Source organism: Nocardioides sp. Z13_37, assembly GCF_058355585.1.
In genome coordinates, this window is sequence record NZ_JBZGDV010000002.1 from 514660 (window position 1) to 533546 (window position 18887).

Sequence of the window (18887 nt, forward strand, 5' to 3'; positions counted from 1 at the left end):
GTTCGCCCGGCCCCCGCGTCGGGCGACAGGAACAGGAACCACATGGGTGACGACCAGCAGGCCCCGCAGACCGGGACCGTGGCCTCCGACTACGGCAGTTGCTACTACAACGACGCACACCTGGGCGGCTACGACAACTACACCTGGGACAACGATCAGTGGCGCGGGTTCTTCCAGCTGGTCGCCGACCGCATCGTGGCGATCGTCGGGCGCGGCCGCATGCTCGACGTCGGCTGCGCCAAGGGCCTGCTGGTCCAGGCCCTTCGCGAGAAGGGTGCCGACGCCCGTGGCTTCGACATCTCGCAGCACGCCGTTGAGTCGGCGCACCCCGAGGTGCGCGAGCACCTGTGGGTGGCGTCGGCGGTCGATCCGATCGATGGGCGCTACGACCTGGTCAGCATGATCGAGATGATCGAGCACATGTCGCCCCAGGACGCCCAGCGCGCGATCGACCAGGTGACGGCCGTGACGGACCGGGTGCTGTTCTCCTCAAGTCCCGGCGACCACGACGAGCCGACCCACGTCAACACCAAGTCCACCGCCACCTGGGCGGCTTGGTTCGCCGAGCGGGGCTTCTTCCGGCGCGCCGACGTGGACCTCACCTTCCTCTCTCCGTGGGCCGTGCTCTTCGAGCGCGCCGACCGCACGGTCCGCGACGTCGTGGGGGCCTACGAGACGCAGCTCGCCGCACTCAACGGGGAGTTGCTGGAGAAGCGGACCGCGTTGCTGGCCGCCCACCGCAACATCTCCGAGCTACGCGACGGTCTCGACGGCGGCAAGGCGCTCGCCGAGCAGGTTGCCCTCGTGAAGGAGTTCGAGAAGGAGGTCATGGAGGCGCGGCACGCGCAGCTGCTCAACCGTGACCACGTCGTCGGGATAGAGGCGGAGATCGGACGGCAGAACGACGAGATCCTCCGGCTCCACGGCACCTTGCGTCGCCTCCAGGGCCGTGAGACCCGGCTGACCGAGCGCAAGAAGGCCCAGGCCAAGCGCATCGCAGGACTCACCACCAAGCTTCAGGACGCCAGGAAGCGCAACGCCGCGCTCGCCCGGCGGGTAGCGGAGCTCGAGTCAAGGTCCGCGTCACCCTCCCTCGCGCGCCGGGCCGTCCGCCGCCTGCGGGGCGCGGGCCGATGAGCGCGCCGCTGTTCTCGATCGTCACGCCCGTCTACGAGCCGCCGCTCGACGTCTTCCGGGAGACGTTCGCCTCCGTGCTGGCCCAGGAGTTCGCCGACTGGGAGTGGGTGCTCGTCGACGACTGCTCGCCGTCCCCGGACGTACGCGACTTCATCCGCGAGCAGACGGCGCTTGACTCGCGGATCAGGCTCGTCGCGCGCACCGAGAACGGCCACATCGTCAAGGCGTCCAACGACGGCGTGGCGGTCGCCCGCGGCGAGTTCCTCGCCTTCCTCGACCACGACGACCTGCTGGCCGTCAACGCCCTCAAGGCCATGGCGCGCCACATCGGCGCCCACGACGACGTCGACTATCTCTACTCCGACGAGGACAAGGCTGACGAGGACGGCAACCTCCACTCGGAGTTCCGCAAGCCGCGCTGGTCGCCGGAGCGGTTGCGCGGGCAGATGTACACGTCCCACCTCTCGGTGATGCGCACGTCGCTGGTGCGCGAGGTGGGTGCGTTCCGTGAGGGCTACGACGGCTCGCAGGACCACGACCTCGCCCTGCGGGTCAGCGAGCGCGCGCGCCGGGTGGTCCACGTGCCGCAGGTGCTCTACCACTGGCGGGCGATCGCCGGGTCCGCGGCAGCCGACATCGACGCCAAGCCCTACGCCACCATCGCCGGCCGGCGGGCCGTCCAGGACCAGCTCGACCGGCTCGGGATCAAGGGCCGGGTGGAGCAGGGGCGCGAGGCGGGGCGCTACGTCATCCAGCGCGACCTCGATCCCGCCGTGAAGGTGTCCATCGTCATCCCGACGCTCGGCAGCTCGGCGCTGGTGTTCGGTGGACGCCGGGTGCTGGTCGAGGAGACGGTGCGGACGGCGTTGGCCAGGACCGAGCACGATAACGTCGAGATCGTCGTGGTCTACGACAAGCCGACACCCAAGAAGGTGCTCCGACGCCTGCGCGAGATAGCCGGCGACAAGCTGGTCCTCGAGCGGTTCACCAAACCCTTCAACTTCTCCGAGAAGTGCAACGTGGGCGCGCTGCGGGCGACGGGGGAGCGGCTGGTCTTCCTCAACGACGACGTCGAGGTCATCAGTGACCGCTGGCTGGAGAACCTCGTGGGCCCGCTGGACGAGCCCGACGTGGGCCTGACCGGGGCCAAGCTCTACTTCAGCGACAGCTCGATCCAGCACGCCGGGCACGGCTACTGGGGCCGTCACTACCACCACCCCTTCCGCTTCCGCACCCGCGAGGACCCCGGCCCGTTCGGTGAGTTGGCGGTCAACCGCGAGGTCACCGGCGTCACCGCGGCGTGTGCCGCGATCCGACGTGAGGTGTTCCTCGGCATCGGCGGGTTTACCGAGGCCCTGCCGTCCAACTTCAACGACGTCGACTTCTGCTACAAGGTCGCCCACCACGGCTACCGCATCGTCTGGGTCGCCAACTGCGAGCTGTTCCACTTCGAGTCGCAGACCCGCGACGGCACGGTGCAGTCGTGGGAGCGGCACTTCGTGGTGCGTCGCTGGGGGATCCCCGACAAGGACCTCTACACGCCGGCGTCGATCGCCGCTCCGATGATGGACCCGCACCGGTTGCTCGACCAGCAGCTCGTCTCGCCGACCAGGGCGAGGTCCACGTCCCGCAAGACCAACGGGGCAGCCGGACGGGCATTGAGGGACTGAGTCACCACGCGCCCGCGAGCGGGAGCGGCGTGGGGCTCACGAGTTCTGCCGAGCGTGAGGGCCGTAACCTACGCCCGAAGCCCGAGACAGGGTCCGGAGCCGTCAGTGGCTAGGGTGTCTCGCTGGTGTGTCGTCGGTCAGGGAGCAGGGAGTAGGGAGCATGGTTCGGGTCTGGTCCGTGGTCGCCGTCGTCGTGGCCGCCATCCTGTGTGGTGCCATGTGGGCGCTGTCGTCGCCTCTCGGGTCCTCGCCTGACGATGGGTACCACCAGGCGACGATCTGGTGCGTGGACGCCACCGCGGGGGACCCCTCGGACACGTGTCGCGTCACGGGCACGTCCGAGGCCACCGGCGGACGGGTCGTCGAGCTGCCCGCCCTCGTCGGGGCGCCCACCTGCTACGCGTTCGCTCCCGCGGAGTCGGCGTCGTGCCAGGACCTGTTGAGGGGCGAGACGATCTCGTCGGAGACCCTCGACAACGGCTCGTATCCCGGTGGCTTCTACCGCGTGATGCACCTCTTCGTCGGTGACAGCATCCCGGAGTCCGTGCTTGCTATGCGACTCGCGAACGTCGTGCTGGCGGCGACGCTGCTGGGCGCCATCGCGCTGGTCACCACCTCGTCAGCGCGGAGGCTGATGGTCCTGACGCTGGTGCCGGTGCTCATCCCGCTGGGATGGTTCATCGTCGCGTCGGTGAACCCCAGCAGCTGGTCCCTCAGTGGCCTGACCGCCTTCGGTTTCGCCCTGCACACCGTCTTCCTGCTCACCGATCGTGAAGACCGCGGGAGGCGCATCGCTGCCGGTGGCCTCGGGAGCCTGGGCCTGGTCATGGCACTGTGCGCCCGAGGCGACGCGCCCGCCTACGCCGGGGTGATCACGGTCGCCGTGTGCGCGCTGCACGTGCGCACGATCAAGGCCGACCGGCGTCTGCTCGCCATCCCCGCGGTGATCACCATGATCTGTCTGTGGCGGGTACTGGCGGCGGCCCAGGTGGCGAGCATCGCCGGAGCCGCCCCGGAGACCGACCGTACGCTCAGCGAGGTCGTGCCCAACCTGCTGCTCGAGTTCCCTTCGCTCTTCAGTGGCATGTTCGGCTATGCGTTCGGACTCGGGTGGCTCGACACGCCCGTCTACTCCATCACCGCGTATCCGGTCGCGCTCATCATCGGTTTCCTCGGGTTGACGGGGCTCGGCCGACTGAGCTGGCCGAAGTCCGTCGCCGTCGCACTCATCTTCATCCCCATGGTGGTGCTGCCGGTCATGACCCTGCTGCGTACGCGGCTGGTCGTCGGCGAGAGTGTGCAGCCGCGCTACATCCTTCCCCTCATGCCGATGCTGCTTGCGGTCCTGCTGGTCGACCGGGCGGCTGAGCACGTCGTCGGTCTGAGTCGGGTCCAGGCCCTGCTGATCGCGCTGGCCCTCACCATCGCCAACGCGAGCGCCATCTATGCGAACATCCGACGCTACGTCACCGGCGTGGACGGCCCGGTCCTGATCGACGACCTGGAGTGGTGGTGGCAGTCCGCGCCGTCGCCGTCCGTCGTGGCCGTGCTGGGCGGACTCGCGTTCGCCGTGTTCGCCGCGCCCTTGGTCGTGATGAGCTGGAGCCGCGGACCCGGCTACGTCGGCGGCACCTCGGAGCACGTACTCTCGAGCACCGATGTCTCGATCGGTGCCGCCGCGCCAGAGCCATTACATCGGGCCAGAGCGGAGGAGACCGCATGACTTACCGAGCCGTCCAGTCCGCCGAGATCTCGCCCGACGCGACGATCGGCGACGGCAGCAGCCTGTGGCACCTGTGCCAGGTACGCGAGGAGGCGGTCCTGGGCGAGAACTGCGTGATCGGACGTGGCGCCTACATCGGGACCGGTGTCCGCATGGGTGACAACTGCAAGGTGCAGAACCACGCCCTCGTCTACGAGCCTGCAATGCTCGGCGCCGGCGTGTTCATCGGCCCCGCCGTGGTCCTCACCAACGACACCTACCCGCGTGCGGTCAACCCGGATGGGTCGCCGAAGTCCGCAGCGGACTGGGAACCGGTCGGTGTGACGATCGACGACGGCGCCGCCATCGGGGCCCGGTCGGTGTGCGTCGCCCCGGTGCGCATCGGGGCCTGGGCGCTGGTTGCGGCCGGATCGGTCGTCACCCGCGACGTGCCGCCGCACGCACTTGTCGCCGGTGTGCCCGCACGCCAGATCGGTTGGGTGTCCAAAGCGGGGACCCGGCTCGTAGAGCAACCCGACGGCTCGCTGGTCGATCCCGGCACCGGCGCCGTCCACGACGTCATCGACGGACGACTCAAGGAGAGAGAAGAGTGACCGAGCGCGAGTTCATCCCGCCCGCCAAACCCCTCATCGGAGACGAGGAGCGGGCGGCCGTCGACGCGGTCCTCCGCTCCGGCATGGTCGCGCAGGGGCCGCAGGTGGCTGCCTTCGAGAAGGAGTTCGGCGACCAGTTGGTCGACGGGCGCGCCTGCGTGGCCGTCAACTCGGGGACATCCGGTCTCCACCTGGGGCTCCTCGCCGCGGGCATCGGTCCGGGTGACGAGGTCATCGTGCCGTCCTTCACGTTCGCGGCGACCGCGAACTCGGTCGCCCTCACGGGCGCGACGCCGGTCTTCGTCGACATCGAGCCGACCCACTTCTGCCTCGACCCGCGGGCGGTGGAGGCAGCGATCACCGAGCGCACCCGCGCGATCATGCCCGTCCACCTCTTCGGCCATCCGGCCGACATGACGGCGCTGGGCGAGGTCGCCGAGCGTCACGGCGTCATGGTGTTCGAGGACGCCGCGCAGGCGCACGGCGCCACGTGGAACGGCGCTGCGGTCGGCAGCTTCGGCACGTTCGCGATGTTCTCGCTCTACCCCACGAAGAACATGACCTCGGGCGAGGGTGGGATGGTCTCCTGCGTCGACGAGGACGTCGTTCGCCGGGTCAAGCTCCTGCGCAACCAGGGCATGGAGCGCCAGTACGCCAACGAGGTCATCGGGCTCAACAACCGCATGACCGACATCCACGCGGCCATCGGCCGTGTGCAGCTGACCAAGATCGGGGCCTGGACGGCGACCCGGCAGCGCAACGCCGCGTTCCTCGACGCCCACCTTGAGGGCGTCGCCGTCCCCGCCGTGTCGGAGGCCGCCACCCACGTCTACCACCAGTACACGATCCGCGTCGCCGAGGACCGCGATGAGGTCGTACGCCGACTCCGCGAGGAGTTCCAGGTCGGGTCGGGCGTCTACTACCCGATCCCGAATCACCGGCTCGAGTCGCTGCGGGGGTTCGCGCCCGAGCTCGACCTGCCTGAGACCGAGCGGGCCGCGGCCGAGGTGATCTCCCTCCCGGTCCACCCCGCTCTCGAGCAGTCGCACCTCGACCGGATCGTCGAGGCCGTCAACGTTGTCGTGAAGGCGGGTGCGTGATGACGCACGACTCCACGACCCTGCGCACAGGCGTCATCGGCCTCGGTTCGATGGGACGTCACCACGCCCGCGTGATCCGGTCGACGCCCGGCATGGAGCTCGTCGCCGTCGCGGACCCGGTCGGCGACAAGTTCGGAGTGGCCGGTGACCTGCCGGTCCTGGCCGACGTCGACGCCTTCATCGCCGCCGGTCTCGACGCGGCCGTCGTCGCCGTGCCGACCGTGCACCACGAGGACGTCGCGCTCGCGCTGGCGGCGGCCGGTGTCGCGACCATGGTCGAGAAGCCGATCGCCCACTCCGTCGAGGCGGGCGAGCGGGTCGGCGCCGCGTTCGAGCAGGCCGGCGTCGTCGGCTGCGTCGGCTACGTCGAGCGCTGCAACCCGGCGGTCATTGCGATGCGCGAGAGGATCCAGCAGGGGCTGCTCGGCGAGATCTACCAGATCACGACCTCACGCCAGGGGCCGTTCCCGCCGCGCATCACCGACGTCGGTGTGGTGCAGGACCTCGCCACGCACGACTTCGACCTCACCCCGTGGATCGCCGGTTCGCCCTACGTCCGGCTCACGGCCCACACGCAGCACCGGTCGGGCCGCGACAAGGAGGACATGGTCGTCGCCACCGGCCGCCTCGACAACGGGGTGATCGTCAACCACCTGGTCAACTGGCTCTCGCCTCGCAAGGAGCGGCAGTGCATCGCCACCGGCGAGCGGGGCGCCCTGGTGGCCGACACCCTGACGGGCGACCTCACCTTCTACGCCAACGGCACCTTCGAGAACGACTGGGACGCCGTCGCGACCTTCCGGGGTGTCAACGAGGGCGACGTGACGCGGTTTGCCATCCAGAAGCGCGAGCCGCTGGCCGTGGAGCAGGCCCACTTCCGTGAGGCGATCCTCGGGCAGGACGCGGGTGGGATCGTGCCGATGGCCGAGGGCGTGCAGACGCTGCGGGTCGTCGACGCGTGTCTGCGCTCGGCGGACGAGGGGCGTGAGGTCACGCTGTGAGGTGACCCGCGCGCTCTAGGGCTTCGACGATCGCCTTGGTGGGGTGGAACTCGTCGAGGAGCGACGGGCGTGCGTACTTGCGCCACGTGCCCAGGAAGTCGCGCAGGACGTCCATGTCGAGACCGGTCAGCACGAGGTTGTCGCCGATGCCCTGCTGCGACTCGACGGCCTCACGGTGGATGGCGGCGGGCTTGCCCAGGATCCCGCACTCCTGCTGGAGGCCGCCCGAATCCGTGACGACGAAGCTGGCGCGCGCCAGAAGCGGCATGAACCGGGCGTAGGGCTGCTTGTCGACCAGCAGGAAGCGGCCGCCGAAGAGGTGGCGCAGGCCCAGCTCCTCGATCCGGTTGCGCTCGGTGTTGCCTGCCGGCATCACCAGCGGCAGGTCGGCGCTCGCCTCGTGCAGCACCTCCAAGGTCTGCGTGAAGACCGGCCCGTTGCGCAGCATCTCGAACCGGTGCAGCGTGACCAGTCCGAACTCGGGGGGGAGCTCGATCCCGGGGGCGTCACCGTCGATCGCCGTGCGCAGGGCGTCGATGACCGTGTTGGCGCCGGTGTCGACGATCGACCCCCGTGCCCTCTCGCGGCGCAGGTGCTCGACCTCGTACTGGGTGGGTGCGAAGTGGAGGGTCGCGATCTTCGCGACCAGGCGGCGGTTCAGTTCCTCCGGCATGGGGTGCCAGATGTTGCCGGTCCGCATGCCGGCCTCGACGTGGGCCACCTCAGCGCCCAGGGCTCGTCCCATCAAGGCGCCGAGGACGGTGCTGAACGTGTCGCCGTGCACCACCACGAGCGGACGCGACGTGCCGCGGGCCAGACGGCGGCGCAGCTCCCGACGTCGTCGTACGACGCCCCACGCGATGCGCGCGGCCCAGAGGGGCACCTGCGTCACCCGTACGACGTCGTTCTGGTGTCGTGCCGGCACCAGGTCTACGGCCGGCTGGGCGAGCCCCATGTCGGCGAGAGTGGCGGGGAGACCGCCTACGTGGAAGGCGGTGTTCCAGAGCTCGACGCGCTCCCCGCGCTCGTCGAGCGCCTGGATCACAGGTGCGAGCTTGATGATCTCTGCCGTCGTTCCCGCGATGAAGGCGATCGTCACGTGTTCTCCCCTGGCTCGTCCCGTGTGCCGGGATGGATTCGCGTTGCAGTATCGTCTGCACGCGGATCAGGCGAGCGACGAGAGGTGGTCCACCACCGTGCAGGACACCCAGCCACGGCCGGCCGCAAGCAGCCCCGCGCCGAGGGCACGGGCACGGCTCGGCGTGGTGATGCCAGCCTACAACGAGGGCGCCTGGGTCCGACGCGCACTCGACGCGCTCAAGGTCGCAGCCCGCCGTGCTGACTGGCCGCTCGAGGTCGTCGTCGTCGACGACGGTGCGACCGACGCCGAGAGCCTGGCCGTCCTCGACGAGGTCGCCGCGCGACCCGACGTCCAGGTCCTGCACCAGCCGAACGCCGGCCGCTTCGCTGCCCGCCGGCACGGCCTCGAGACGGTGACGGCGGAACTGGTCCTGCTGCTCGATGCCCGTGTCGAGGTGGCGCCCGAGTCCTTGGAGCGGCTGCGCGCCGCCGTCGAGCGCGGCGACCTCGTGTGGAACTACGACGTGGTGCCCGGTTCCCGGGACCTCCGCGCGCTGTTCTGGACTGGGATCACCAAGGTCTGGTGGCGGGACTACTTCCGCACCCGGCAGCCCGTGGCCTTCGGGCTCGACGACTTCGACCGCTACCCGAAGGGCACCGGCGCCTTCCTGGCACCGCGGCGACTCCTGCTCGAGGCGGCGGAGGGCTTCGAGTCCCACTTCGCTGACGGCGCCCTGGCCTCGGACGACACGCGGCTCCTGCGCGCGGTCGCCGCGGCGCAGGACATCCACCTCTCCCCAGAGGTGGCCTGCACCCACCACGCCAGAACCGGCCGGCGGGCCTGGTCGCGTCAGTGCTACTTCCGGGGCACGACGTTCGTGGACGGCTACCTGGGCGACCGCGACCGGGCGCCGGGGCTCCTGGTCGGCCTGGCGGCGACAGGGGTGGCTGGAGTCGCGCTCGTGACGGTTGCGCCGCGAGCCGCTGCTGCCGGCGCCGTGCTCGGGTGCCTCGCCACCGGATCGGTGACTCGATGGGCCGGTGGCACGCCGCGCGAGGCTGTCGCGGTCGGTCTGCTCACGCCTGGCTTCGGCGTGATCTTCGGCGCCGGCGTTGTCCGAGGTCTGCGCATGGCCGCGGGCCGTCGCGGCTGCTGACATGTGAGCCATCGCCGTCCATGGGCAGGGAGAGGCGCTCGGTCTCGTGGTGCGGTCATGGGGTCGTGACCTTGACGGGACGCGAGCGGAGATGAACCGCCACCCCGGCGACAGGACCGACGATGACGGCTGTCACGATGCGCGGCTCGAAGGGCGCGGCCGTCGCCAGCACGGCCAGCACCGCCGCGAGTGCTATCCCCCACCCGAGGAGGTACCGCGAATGACGCCCTCGTCCCAGCACGACCGTGCTGACGAGCGCGAAGGCGGCGAGGAGGATCGAGCCCAGGGCGATGCCCCCGAACGCCGGTCCGCTGACGACGTAGTCGGCGTTGACCAGCCGGAGCATCGGCGGACCGGCGACGACGGCCAGCGCGACGACCGCGACAGCGACCGCGGCGGCTCGGGCTATCCAGACGCGCGGCACGTCGAGCCGGCCGTCGGGTGAGCTCGCGACGTGACCGATGATGACGGTCTGCATGGCACCCAGCGGCAGGAGCAGCGGACCTCTGACGAGCACCACGGCGAGCAGGATCGGCGCGGCGGCCGCAAACTCGCGCTCGGTCGAGGTGCTTCGCGCGAGCACCGGGAAGCCGACGATGAGCGCGCTGTTGCAGACGGATGCGAGCACCGTCTGTCCCCACGCGGCGAGGGTGCCGGGAAGGCCCCGATCGGATCGTGTTCGGCGAAGCTCCCCCTGTGTCTCACGAAAGACGAGCCACGGAATCAGCCAGGTGAAGGAGGGGAGCATGGTCGCCAGCGCTATGGCGACCAACGATCCGCCGCCGGCAACGACGACCGAGACACACGCGAGGCGGAGCAGCCCGTCCAGCAGGATCACGAGCGCGAAGATCGAGTGCCTGCCATGGCCGACGAGGACAGCGTTGTAGGCGGCGCTCGTGCTTGCGCCGAACTGCCCGACTGCAGCGATCACCGCAAGCGCTGCCGCGCCCTGCATGAAAAGCCCACCCGCCCACAAGGGTGACGACAGCATCACCGCGACCATCGAGACGGCACCCGCTGCCCAGATCATGGTGACGAGCCGCGGACGGGTCCAGGCATGCTCGACCCCCTCTCTCGGCACGCGCGCCCAGACCGCAGCAGCGCGTGTGGCATCGCTCTGGATGCTCGTAAAGATCCCGAATCCGAACGACATGGCGCTCCAAAAGACCAGGAACGTCGCGTTCTCCGCGAGGCTGAGGTGCCGGGCGACGATCATCAGCATCACGTATGAGGAGATCCCGCTGGCGATCGCAGCAGCTGTGAGGCGTACGCCAACGCTGGCCATCGTCTACGCCCAGGTGCTCACGTGGCGGTACGCACCGCCGTTGAGGTGCTGCGCAGCGGTGAACGCGCCACTCTGCGTGCCGAGGAGCACGTCACACCCGGCCAGGAGGAACACGGTCGTGACGTACTCGAGGCCCCTGAGGTACTCGTCGTTCTCGCGATCGTGCCTGACGTCGGCCAGCACGAGCGCACGGCCGTCCTCGCGGTCCTGGTAGTAGCGGTCGTAGAACTCTCGCGGGTTCGTCCGCGCGAGCCCGGGAAAAGCAGTGCTGACCGCGTCGAAGACCTTGCGGGACTCCGTTGCCACGAAGATGGAGTTGCAGCCGTGCCGGCGCAGGGCGTCCCGGATCTGGGCGGTGTAGTCGATCTGGCCGTCGACGGGGCTGTGGTGCTCCATCTGCAGTGCGTAGTCGGTCTCGCGGATCACCACGCCGAGCACGGTGTCGCCTGGTGAGAAGAGGGCCTGCCGGTTCTCCTCGATCGTCCGCGCCGTGGCCGTGTTCGGACGCACGAAACGCTCGCAGAGCATGTACAGGTCTCCGCGCGTCTCGTCCCGCATCCCGAAGTCCCGGGTCGGGTCGCCTCTCCAGACGCCCCAGTGCGTCCGGAAGTGGCCGCGCACCACATCCGCCCCGGGCGGGATGGAGTCGAGGCCGATCCCGTACGGCTGCTCGAAGAAGTACTCCCACGAGTTCTCCCTGCCGACCTTGTCCGCGGCCAGGTACTGGTTCTTCTCGCTCTGCATGTCCACGACCGGGACGCGGCCCTGCAGCAACGCCATGACGAGGTGGGTGTGGAGCAGGGCATTCACCTGCTGGAACATCCCCTCCTTCGCACCTGCCGACGGCATCACGTAGTACGAGAGCGGGGCCCCTGCTGCGACCTTGGCGTCGAGCTCGGCGATCTTCTCGCGCAGCAGGCCGGGCCGGGACTCGCACTCGCGCACGAACCGCATGTACTGGCGCGACTGGTGACCCCCGTAGAACCCGAGCAGGCGCACGGTGTCGCGGACGAGGAGGAGCGGACGACGCAGGGCGCTCGGCACGCCGAGCCCGAGCCGGTACATGAGCCAGGCGCGAAGCCGCGCGCGCACGCGTCGTTGCCGTTCACCCATTCGCGAGCGTGGCTTGCGGCGCGGCGAGCACTTGCTCGCGGTGCTCTCGCGCCACCAGGCCGTCCTCACGCGTCACCAACGGGCCACCGGTGGTGACGAGGTTCACGAGGTCGTCGAGCCCGAGCGCTGGCGGCTCGCCTCGGCTGGACAGGATCATGCGGGGATCGTAGCGAATCCGTCCTCGGCGGCAGCCGGTGCCATGTGCCGCCGTCACCTCGACACGCGGAACCCGCGGGGCCGTGCAGGGACCGCGCGCCGCAGCGTGATCACGGGCGCGAGCGGCGAGCGGCTCGCTGCCGACTAGGGTGCCTCCCATGTCCGGACGTGCCGACCCCACCATCCTCGTGGTCATCCCCGCGTGGAACGAGGCCGGCGCCATCGCCGGCACCATCGCGGAGGTAAGGGCCTACCAGCCCGGTCTGGACATCCTCGTGGTCGACGACGGGTCCGGCGACGGGACGGCAGAGGTGGCCCGTGCCGCCGGCGCCAAGGTGGCCCGGCTGCCCTACAACCTGGGCGTCGGTGGGGCGATGCGCACCGGCTACCGCTACGCCATGCGCGAGGGCTACGACGTCGTGGTCCAGATCGACGCGGACGGCCAGCACGACCCGAGCTACCTGCCCCAGCTGCTCGCCGGTCTCGACGACTCGGACGTCGTCATCGGCGCACGGTTCGCGGGGGAGGGGACCTACGCCGCGCGTGGCCCGCGCCGCTGGGCGATGCGGATGCTGGCGGTTGTGCTGTCCCGACTCGCCGGGACCAGGCTCACCGACGTGACGAGCGGCTTCCGGGTCGCCAACCGCCGCGCGGTGCGGGTCTTCGCCGACCACTACCCGGCCGAGTACCTCGGCGACACCGTCGAGTCGCTGGTCATCGCTCTGCGGGTAGGGTGCACGGTGTCCCAGCAGCCCGTCCACATGCGTCCCCGCACGATCGGCACGGCCAGCCAATCGCCGCTGCGTGCCGCGACGTACCTCGTCCGCGCCGTAGCCGCCCTCGGGCTCGCGCTCGTCCGACGGTGGCCGGCCGCGACCGAGACCCTGGGTCAGGAGAAGTGATGAGTCCCGTGTTCACCTTGGGTGTCGTCGGGGCCGCCGCCACCCTGGTCGTGCTCTTCGAGATGCTGCGCCGCCAGCGCCTGCGCGAGAAGTACGCCCTCATCTGGGTCGTCGTGGCGCTCGCGACGGTGCTGCTCGTCGTCTTCCCGGGCCTGCTCAGGGCCGCGTCGGACCTGCTCGGCGTCCAGGTCCCCTCGAACCTGCTCTTCTTCGCTGCCAGCATGCTGCTGCTCCTGCTCAGCATCCAGTTCAGCTATGAGATCGGGCGCTTGGAGGACCGCACCCGGACGCTTGCCGAGGAGGTCGCGCTGTTGAGCCTGAAGCTCGAGCAGCTCTCCACGCCGCACTCGTCCACGGCCCCCGGCGAGACGACGAACGGCGACAACCTCGGAGGCGACGACGGGGGACCGTCGAGCGAACGCCGGCGTGGCTAGACTCGACCGTCACCACTGACGGAAGGGCACACTGTGTTCGATGAGAAAGACTACTGGCGGCAGCGGCACGACGAGCACGACGGAGAGCTCCGGGCCGTCGGCATCGACACCATGACCGAGCGCGCCAACCAGCTGGCCTACCAGCTGCTCGTCGATCAGTACTCGCGACTGCTGGACCGGCTCGCCCTCCCGGAAGGCACGACGGCCCTGGACGCCGGTGCCGGCGTCGGCGCGTTCACGCGACTGCTCCACGCGCGGGGTCTGGACGTGACCGCGCTCGACATCTCGCAGACGGCGCTCGACGGCATCGACCTGCCGATCACGAAGGTCTGCTCGCCGATCGCGTCCGCCGACCTGCCGGCCGGCGGCTTCGAGTACGTCCACTCGTTCGATGTCGTCTACCACATCATGTCCGATGCGGAGTGGGCCGCGTCCGTGGAGGCGCTGTGTCGATGGTCGTCACGCTACGTCGTGCTGCACGAACGCTTCCTCCGACTGCCGCAGCTGGTGCCGTCGAAGATCATGAAGATGCGACCGCGCAAGCAGACCGTGGCCATCCTCGAGCGCAACGGCTTCCGCGAGGTCGACGAGATGCCCACCTACTTCGTCAGCAAGCAGCTGCTGACCTACCGCGTGGCCAACCGGTTCCCCGACGCCTTCCACCGGGCCGACTCTTGGGCGCTCGGTCGGCACGACGACTCCGCCTGGGTCCGCGCCGCGGCTTCCCACCGCATCAAGGTCTTCGAGCGGATGGCGTGAAGCAACAGCCCCAGCAGCAAGCCCCGCCCGTGCAGCGGCTCCGAGTCCGCTACGCCAAGCGAGGCCGGCTGCGGTTCACCAGCCACCGCGACTTCAGCCGCGCGTTCGAGCGCGCGGTGTTCCGGGCCCGGATCCCGATGGCCTATTCCTCGGGGTTCAACCCGCACCCGCGGATCTCCTACGCCGGCGCTGCTCCCACGGGCTCGGCGAGCGAGGCGGAGTACCTCGAGCTGGCGCTCGCCGAGGTGGTCGTCCCCGCCGAGGTGCACGCGGTGCTCGACGAGGCGCTGCCGACGGGCCTCGACGTCATGGAGGTCGTTGAGTCGACGGGCGGGTCGCTGGCCGACCTGCTGGAGGGGAGCCGCTGGCGCATCGCGGTCGTGGCCGACCGCGCGAGCGTCATCGACGCCGTCGATCGCTTCCTCGCCGCCGACGAGGTGCTGGTGGAGCGGATGACCAAGAAGGGGATGCGCGAGTTCGACGCACGCGACGCGGTGGTCTCGCTGGTCGTGCTGCCCGACGAGGACGGTGACGGGCGGACCCGGCTCGACGTGGTGCTGCGCCACGGCACCCCGTCGGTGCGCCCCGACGACGTGCTCCGCGCCCTGGAGGCAGTGGCCGGTCTCTCGCTCGGCGAGGCGCCGCTGATGACCCGGCTGGCCCAGGGGCCGCTGCTCCCGTCCGGAGACATCGGCGACCCGCTGGCGGCTCGCGCGTAGGTTCCTCCGGGGCGGTGTGCGATACTCGCCACGTTCGACGCCCCGGCCACCCGTCGGGATCCGTCGAGCCGACGACGTTCTCGCCGGCCGCACCCGTGGTCGGCACCCGACTGGGTGGACGTCACCGGACCGCGACGCGGCCACAGGAGTCGGTGACAGCGACTCGGGTGGCCCGGCGACCGCGGCAGGTGACGCACCGCCTCGCTCGGAGACGCACCCGCGGAGGGGGTCGCCGCCACAGAAGCTTTGCGTCCCCGTGATCGTCCCGCGTGAGCGGCGGACGCCGTACCGGCACCGCCACGGTGCCCGAGGAGCGCCACATGCTCAGTGATGACCAGACCGACCAGCCCGACACCACCGCGACGGGAACCCCGGCTCCCGAGGCCGCGACGGCACCCGCCGCGCCCGTCGTGACGCGACGCACGCGCAAGGCGCCCGCCAAGAAGGCGGCGCCCGCCCCCGCAGCGGGAGCCGACGCTCCCGCCGAGACACCCGTCGCCGGGGAGTCCACCGAGACGCCCGCCGCCGGGGAGTCCACCGGTGAGCAGGCCGGCGACGCACCCGTCGTGCGCAAGACGGCCTCGCGCCGCGCGCCCGCCAAGAAGGCGCCGGCGCGCAAGAGCGCCGCCAAGAAGACGGCCCAGGCCCCGGAGTCCGACGCTCCCGAGCCGGTCAGCCCGGACGCGCCGAGCGCCACCGCTGACGTCCCCGAGGCTCCCGCGGCCGCCGAGGGCACGTCCGAGGCGCCTGCCGCCCCCGCCAAGCGCGCGGCACGCAAGACCGCGGCCAAGGCCCCGGCGAAGAAGGCCCCCGCCAAGCGGGCCGGCGCCAAGAGGGCCGCAGCGGCCCCCGCTGCCGACGACGCCGCCGCGCCGGCCGAGACCGCCGCCGAGGGGACCGACGCGGGCACCGACGCCGCCACCGACGCCGCCACCGACGCCGCCACCGGCCACGCCGTGCTGTTCCAGCCGCCGGTCGTGACCACCACCACGCGTCGGGCGCGCAAGAAGCCGGCCCGGGCAGAGGCCGCCGGCGAGCCCACCGACGCCGCGACGCCGGCCCAGGTCACCGAGACCCCCGAGGTCCCCGAGACCACCGAGACCGGCGCACCCGCCCCGGCCCGGAAGTCCGCCGCCCGCAGGTCCGCCGCGAAGAAGTCCGCCGGCAGGCCGGCCGAGGCCGCCACCGGCGAGCCCGCTGTCGAGTCCACCGTCGAGGCCACGGACGCTGCTGACGAGGGCGCCGAGCAGGCCCCCCGGAAGCCCGCTCGCAGGTCGGGCAGGAAGGCCGCCGCCGCGGCGCCCGTCGAGCCGGTCGCCGACGCGTCGCTGACCGCCGCCGAGGACGAGGACGAGGACGCCGACGAGGCCGCCACCGCCACCGACGACGCCACCGAGACCGCCACCGAGACCGCCACCGAGACCGCCACCGAGGCGCCCGCCGGGACCACCACCGAGGGCAGCGACGACAACGACGACAACGACGAGTCCGACGGCGAGGGCGGCGGTCGCCGTCGTCGTCGCCGCGGCGGCCGTCGCCGCCGCAAGTCCGGCGAGGGCAGCAGCGAGACGAGCGGCGAGTCCGGCGACGAGTCGGGCGACTCCCAGTCCGCAGAGGCGTCCGAGGACGGCGGCCGCGCCAGCGGGCCGGCCGGCCAGTCCGACTCCGACTCCGACTCCGACTCGGGCGACGGCGGCGAGGGCACCTCGCGGCGTCGGCGCCGACGCCGCCGCGCCGGTGACGAGGGCTCGTCCGACGACGGCGACGCCAACACCGTGACGCGGGTCCGCAAGGTCCGCTCCGCCGAGGACCAGATCACCGCCGTGTCCGGCTCCACCCGCCTCGAGGCCAAGAAGCAGCGCCGCCGCGAGGGCCGAGAGGCCGGCCGGCGCCGGGCGCCGATCGTCAGCGAGGCCGAGTTCCTGGCCCGTCGGGAGTCGGTCGAGCGCGTGATGGTGGTGCGCCAGCGTGAGGACCTCACGCAGATCGCCGTGCTGGAGGACAAGGTCCTCGTCGAGCACTACGTCGCGCGCAAGTCGCAGACCTCGCTCATCGGCAACGTCTACCTCGGCCGGGTGCAGAACGTGCTCCCGTCGATGGAGGCCGCCTTCATCGACATCGGCAAGGGCCGCAACGCGGTCCTCTACGCCGGTGAGGTCAACTGGCAGTCCCTCGGCCACAAGGAGGGTCAGCCGCGCAAGATCGAGTCGGTGCTCTCCAGCGGCCAGATGGTCCTGGTGCAGGTCACCAAGGACCCCGTCGGCCACAAGGGCGCCCGCCTGACCAGCCAGGTCAGCCTCGCCGGCCGCTTCCTGGTCTACGTCCCCGACGGCACCACCTCCGGCATCTCGCGCAAGCTGCCCGACACCGAGCGCAGCCGCTTGAAGTCGCTGCTCAAGGAGATCGTCCCCGACACCGCCGGCGTGATCGTGCGCACCGCGGCGGAGGGCGCCAGCGAGGAGGAGCTGACGCGCGACGTCGAGCGGCTCAAGGCCCGCTGGGAGGCCATCGAGAAGAAGGCGACCAACAAGGGCTCCGGCCCCCAGCTGCTCTACGGCGAGCCGGACCTGACCCTCAAGGTGGTGCGCGACCTCTTCACCGAGGACTTCTCCAAGCTCGTCATCGAGGGCGACGACGCGTGGGACACCGTCCACGGCTACGTCGAGTCGGTCGCTCCCGACCTGGCGTCGCGCCTCGAGCGGTTCGAGCGGGGTGGCACCGGCGGCGACGTGTTCGCGACCTACCGGATCGACGAGCAGATCCACAAGGGCCTCGACCGCAAGGTCTGGCTGCCCTCGGGCGGCTCGCTGGTCATCGACCGCACCGAGGCCATGACCGTGGTCGACGTCAACACCGGCAAGTTCACCGGCTCCGGGGGCAACCTCGAGGAGACGGTGACCAAGAACAACCTCGAGGCGGCCGAGGAGATCGTGCGCCAGCTCCGGCTGCGCGACATCGGCGGCATCATCGTCGTCGACTTCATCGACATGGTCCTGGAGTCCAATCGCGACCTCGTGGTGCGCCGCCTCGTCGAGTGCCTGGGCCGCGACCGCACCCGCCACCAGGTCGCCGAGGTGACCTCGCTCGGCCTGGTGCAGATGACGCGCAAGCGGATCGGCACCGGCCTGCTCGAGGCGTTCAGCGAGCCCTGCGAGCACTGCCACGGGCGCGGGGTGGTCATTAAGGACCAGCCCGTCGACCCCGACGCCCGCTCCGAGGAGGGTGGCGAGGGCCGCCGCAGCGGCCGGCGACGCGGCCGTCGTGGCGCCGGCGACGACGCCGGCAGCGGCGACAGCAGCACCAAGCCCGCCGAGACATCCCACGCGCCCTCGCCCAAGGACGTGGCCGCCATGGCGCGCCACGAGCGTTCCGCCGCCGACGAGGCCGAGTCCTCGGACGCCGGTGAGACCCCCGCGACGACCGAGCCCGCCGAGTCCGCCGAGACCCCGTCCCCGGTGGAGGCCGGCCAGCCGGCCGGCGACGAGAGCGCGGCTCCCACCGACGAGGCGACCGGGACCGGGACCGGGACCGGGGCCACGGCCGACGCCACGCCCGACGTCGAGCCCCAGGTCGAGCCCCCGGCCGACCAGCCGGACGGCGGCCGGGCCACCGTTCCGGCCACCGAGGCCACCGAGGCCACCGAGACGGCCGGGACCACCGCTCCGCCCGCCGAGGCGGCACCTGTCGAGGTCGAGAAGCCGCGCGTCGTGACGCGTACGCGCCGCCGCTCCGCGAGTCGTCCCGCCGGCCCGCCGGCCGGGGTCGCCACCGCGCCCGCGGCGGGCTCCGAGCCGCCCGCGACCACCGGGGTGGACCAGGCAGCAGGGGCGCCGGTGGACGGTGCCACTGACGGTGCGACTGACGGTGCCACCGACGGTGCCGGCGGCGGTTCGGGGGAGTCCCCGACCGTCGAGCACGTCCCGATCAAGAAGAAGGGCTCGCGCAAGCGCTGAGCCCGGGTGGGCGCCGACCGGGCCTCGTTTTGCCCGGTCGGCACCCGATCCCGTAGTCTTGACCCTCGGTGCTCGACACACCGATTCTGCGCGCCCGCCCCGCGG

At 71.2% G+C, this 18887-nt stretch carries 16 protein-coding genes; 12 read left to right on the forward strand and 4 right to left on the reverse strand.

Going from position 1 to position 18887, the window contains the following annotated elements:
• Window positions 1-42 precede the first annotated feature (42 nt).
• The 6 genes from AC4H2S_RS07495 (at window position 43) to AC4H2S_RS07520 (ending at window position 7224) form a co-directional block, all read left to right on the forward strand.
• Window positions 43-1137 (forward strand): class I SAM-dependent methyltransferase, encoded by a 1095-nt coding sequence (locus AC4H2S_RS07495; protein ID WP_491496337.1) that lies wholly within the window; start codon window positions 43-45, stop codon window positions 1135-1137.
• Complete coding sequence (locus AC4H2S_RS07500; RefSeq protein WP_491496338.1) at window positions 1134-2807, forward strand: glycosyltransferase family 2 protein; 1674 nt, start codon at window positions 1134-1136, stop codon at window positions 2805-2807. The genes AC4H2S_RS07495 and AC4H2S_RS07500 overlap by 4 nt, the downstream gene beginning before the upstream one ends.
• Window positions 2808-3024: 217 nt before the next feature.
• A complete protein-coding gene (locus AC4H2S_RS07505) occupies window positions 3025-4530 on the forward strand; it encodes a DUF2142 domain-containing protein (RefSeq protein ID WP_491496749.1) in 1506 nt (501 codons plus the stop codon).
• The gene (locus AC4H2S_RS07510; protein WP_491496339.1) at window positions 4527-5123 is read left to right on the forward strand and encodes an acyltransferase; all 597 of its coding nucleotides are present in this window, start codon (window positions 4527-4529) and stop codon (window positions 5121-5123) included. Before AC4H2S_RS07505 ends, AC4H2S_RS07510 begins: the two co-directional genes overlap by 4 nt.
• Entirely contained in the window at window positions 5120-6223 is a 1104-nt protein-coding gene (locus AC4H2S_RS07515; RefSeq protein ID WP_491496340.1) for a DegT/DnrJ/EryC1/StrS family aminotransferase, read from the forward strand. The genes AC4H2S_RS07510 and AC4H2S_RS07515 overlap by 4 nt, the downstream gene beginning before the upstream one ends.
• Window positions 6223-7224, forward strand: a complete 1002-nt coding sequence (locus AC4H2S_RS07520) for a Gfo/Idh/MocA family protein (protein WP_491496341.1) — start codon at window positions 6223-6225, stop codon at window positions 7222-7224. Before AC4H2S_RS07515 ends, AC4H2S_RS07520 begins: the two co-directional genes overlap by 1 nt.
• Here AC4H2S_RS07520 and AC4H2S_RS07525 read toward each other — a convergent pair.
• Window positions 7214-8323, reverse strand: a complete 1110-nt coding sequence (locus AC4H2S_RS07525) for a UDP-N-acetylglucosamine 2-epimerase (RefSeq protein WP_491496342.1) — start codon at window positions 8321-8323, stop codon at window positions 7214-7216. The genes AC4H2S_RS07520 and AC4H2S_RS07525 overlap by 11 nt on opposite strands.
• A gap of 169 nt (window positions 8324-8492) precedes the next feature.
• On the opposite strand from AC4H2S_RS07525, the gene AC4H2S_RS07530 reads away from it, so the two are divergent.
• Entirely contained in the window at window positions 8493-9461 is a 969-nt protein-coding gene (locus AC4H2S_RS07530; protein WP_491496343.1) for a glycosyltransferase family 2 protein, read from the forward strand.
• A gap of 55 nt (window positions 9462-9516) precedes the next feature.
• Here AC4H2S_RS07530 and AC4H2S_RS07535 read toward each other — a convergent pair whose 3' ends face one another.
• From AC4H2S_RS07535 to AC4H2S_RS07545, 3 genes are all read right to left on the reverse strand, one after another.
• On the reverse strand, window positions 9517-10683 hold the full coding sequence (locus tag AC4H2S_RS07535) for a hypothetical protein (RefSeq protein WP_491496344.1): 1167 nt from the start codon (window positions 10681-10683) through the stop codon (window positions 9517-9519).
• 66 nt (window positions 10684-10749) lie between these two features.
• Window positions 10750-11838: an O-fucosyltransferase family protein gene (locus tag AC4H2S_RS07540; protein WP_491496345.1), complete on the reverse strand. Its 1089-nt coding sequence runs from the start codon at window positions 11836-11838 to the stop codon at window positions 10750-10752.
• Between the two features lie 13 nt (window positions 11839-11851).
• Window positions 11852-12016 (reverse strand): hypothetical protein, encoded by a 165-nt coding sequence (locus AC4H2S_RS07545; protein WP_491496346.1) that lies wholly within the window; start codon window positions 12014-12016, stop codon window positions 11852-11854.
• A gap of 157 nt (window positions 12017-12173) precedes the next feature.
• Between AC4H2S_RS07545 and AC4H2S_RS07550 the strand changes: the two genes are divergently transcribed.
• The 5 genes from AC4H2S_RS07550 (at window position 12174) to AC4H2S_RS07570 (ending at window position 18782) form a co-directional block, all read left to right on the forward strand.
• Window positions 12174-12917: a glycosyltransferase family 2 protein gene (locus AC4H2S_RS07550; RefSeq protein WP_491496347.1), complete on the forward strand. Its 744-nt coding sequence runs from the start codon at window positions 12174-12176 to the stop codon at window positions 12915-12917.
• On the forward strand, window positions 12917-13351 hold the full coding sequence (locus AC4H2S_RS07555; protein WP_491496348.1) for a DUF2304 domain-containing protein: 435 nt from the start codon (window positions 12917-12919) through the stop codon (window positions 13349-13351). Before AC4H2S_RS07550 ends, AC4H2S_RS07555 begins: the two co-directional genes overlap by 1 nt.
• A 33-nt stretch (window positions 13352-13384) precedes the next feature.
• Entirely contained in the window at window positions 13385-14110 is a 726-nt protein-coding gene (locus AC4H2S_RS07560) for a class I SAM-dependent methyltransferase (RefSeq protein ID WP_491496349.1), read from the forward strand.
• A complete protein-coding gene (locus tag AC4H2S_RS07565; RefSeq protein ID WP_491496350.1) occupies window positions 14107-14829 on the forward strand; it encodes a TIGR03936 family radical SAM-associated protein in 723 nt (240 codons plus the stop codon). The genes AC4H2S_RS07560 and AC4H2S_RS07565 overlap by 4 nt, the downstream gene beginning before the upstream one ends.
• 320 nt (window positions 14830-15149) lie before the next feature.
• A complete protein-coding gene (locus tag AC4H2S_RS07570) occupies window positions 15150-18782 on the forward strand; it encodes an Rne/Rng family ribonuclease (RefSeq protein WP_491496351.1) in 3633 nt (1210 codons plus the stop codon).
• Window positions 18783-18887 lie beyond the last annotated feature (105 nt).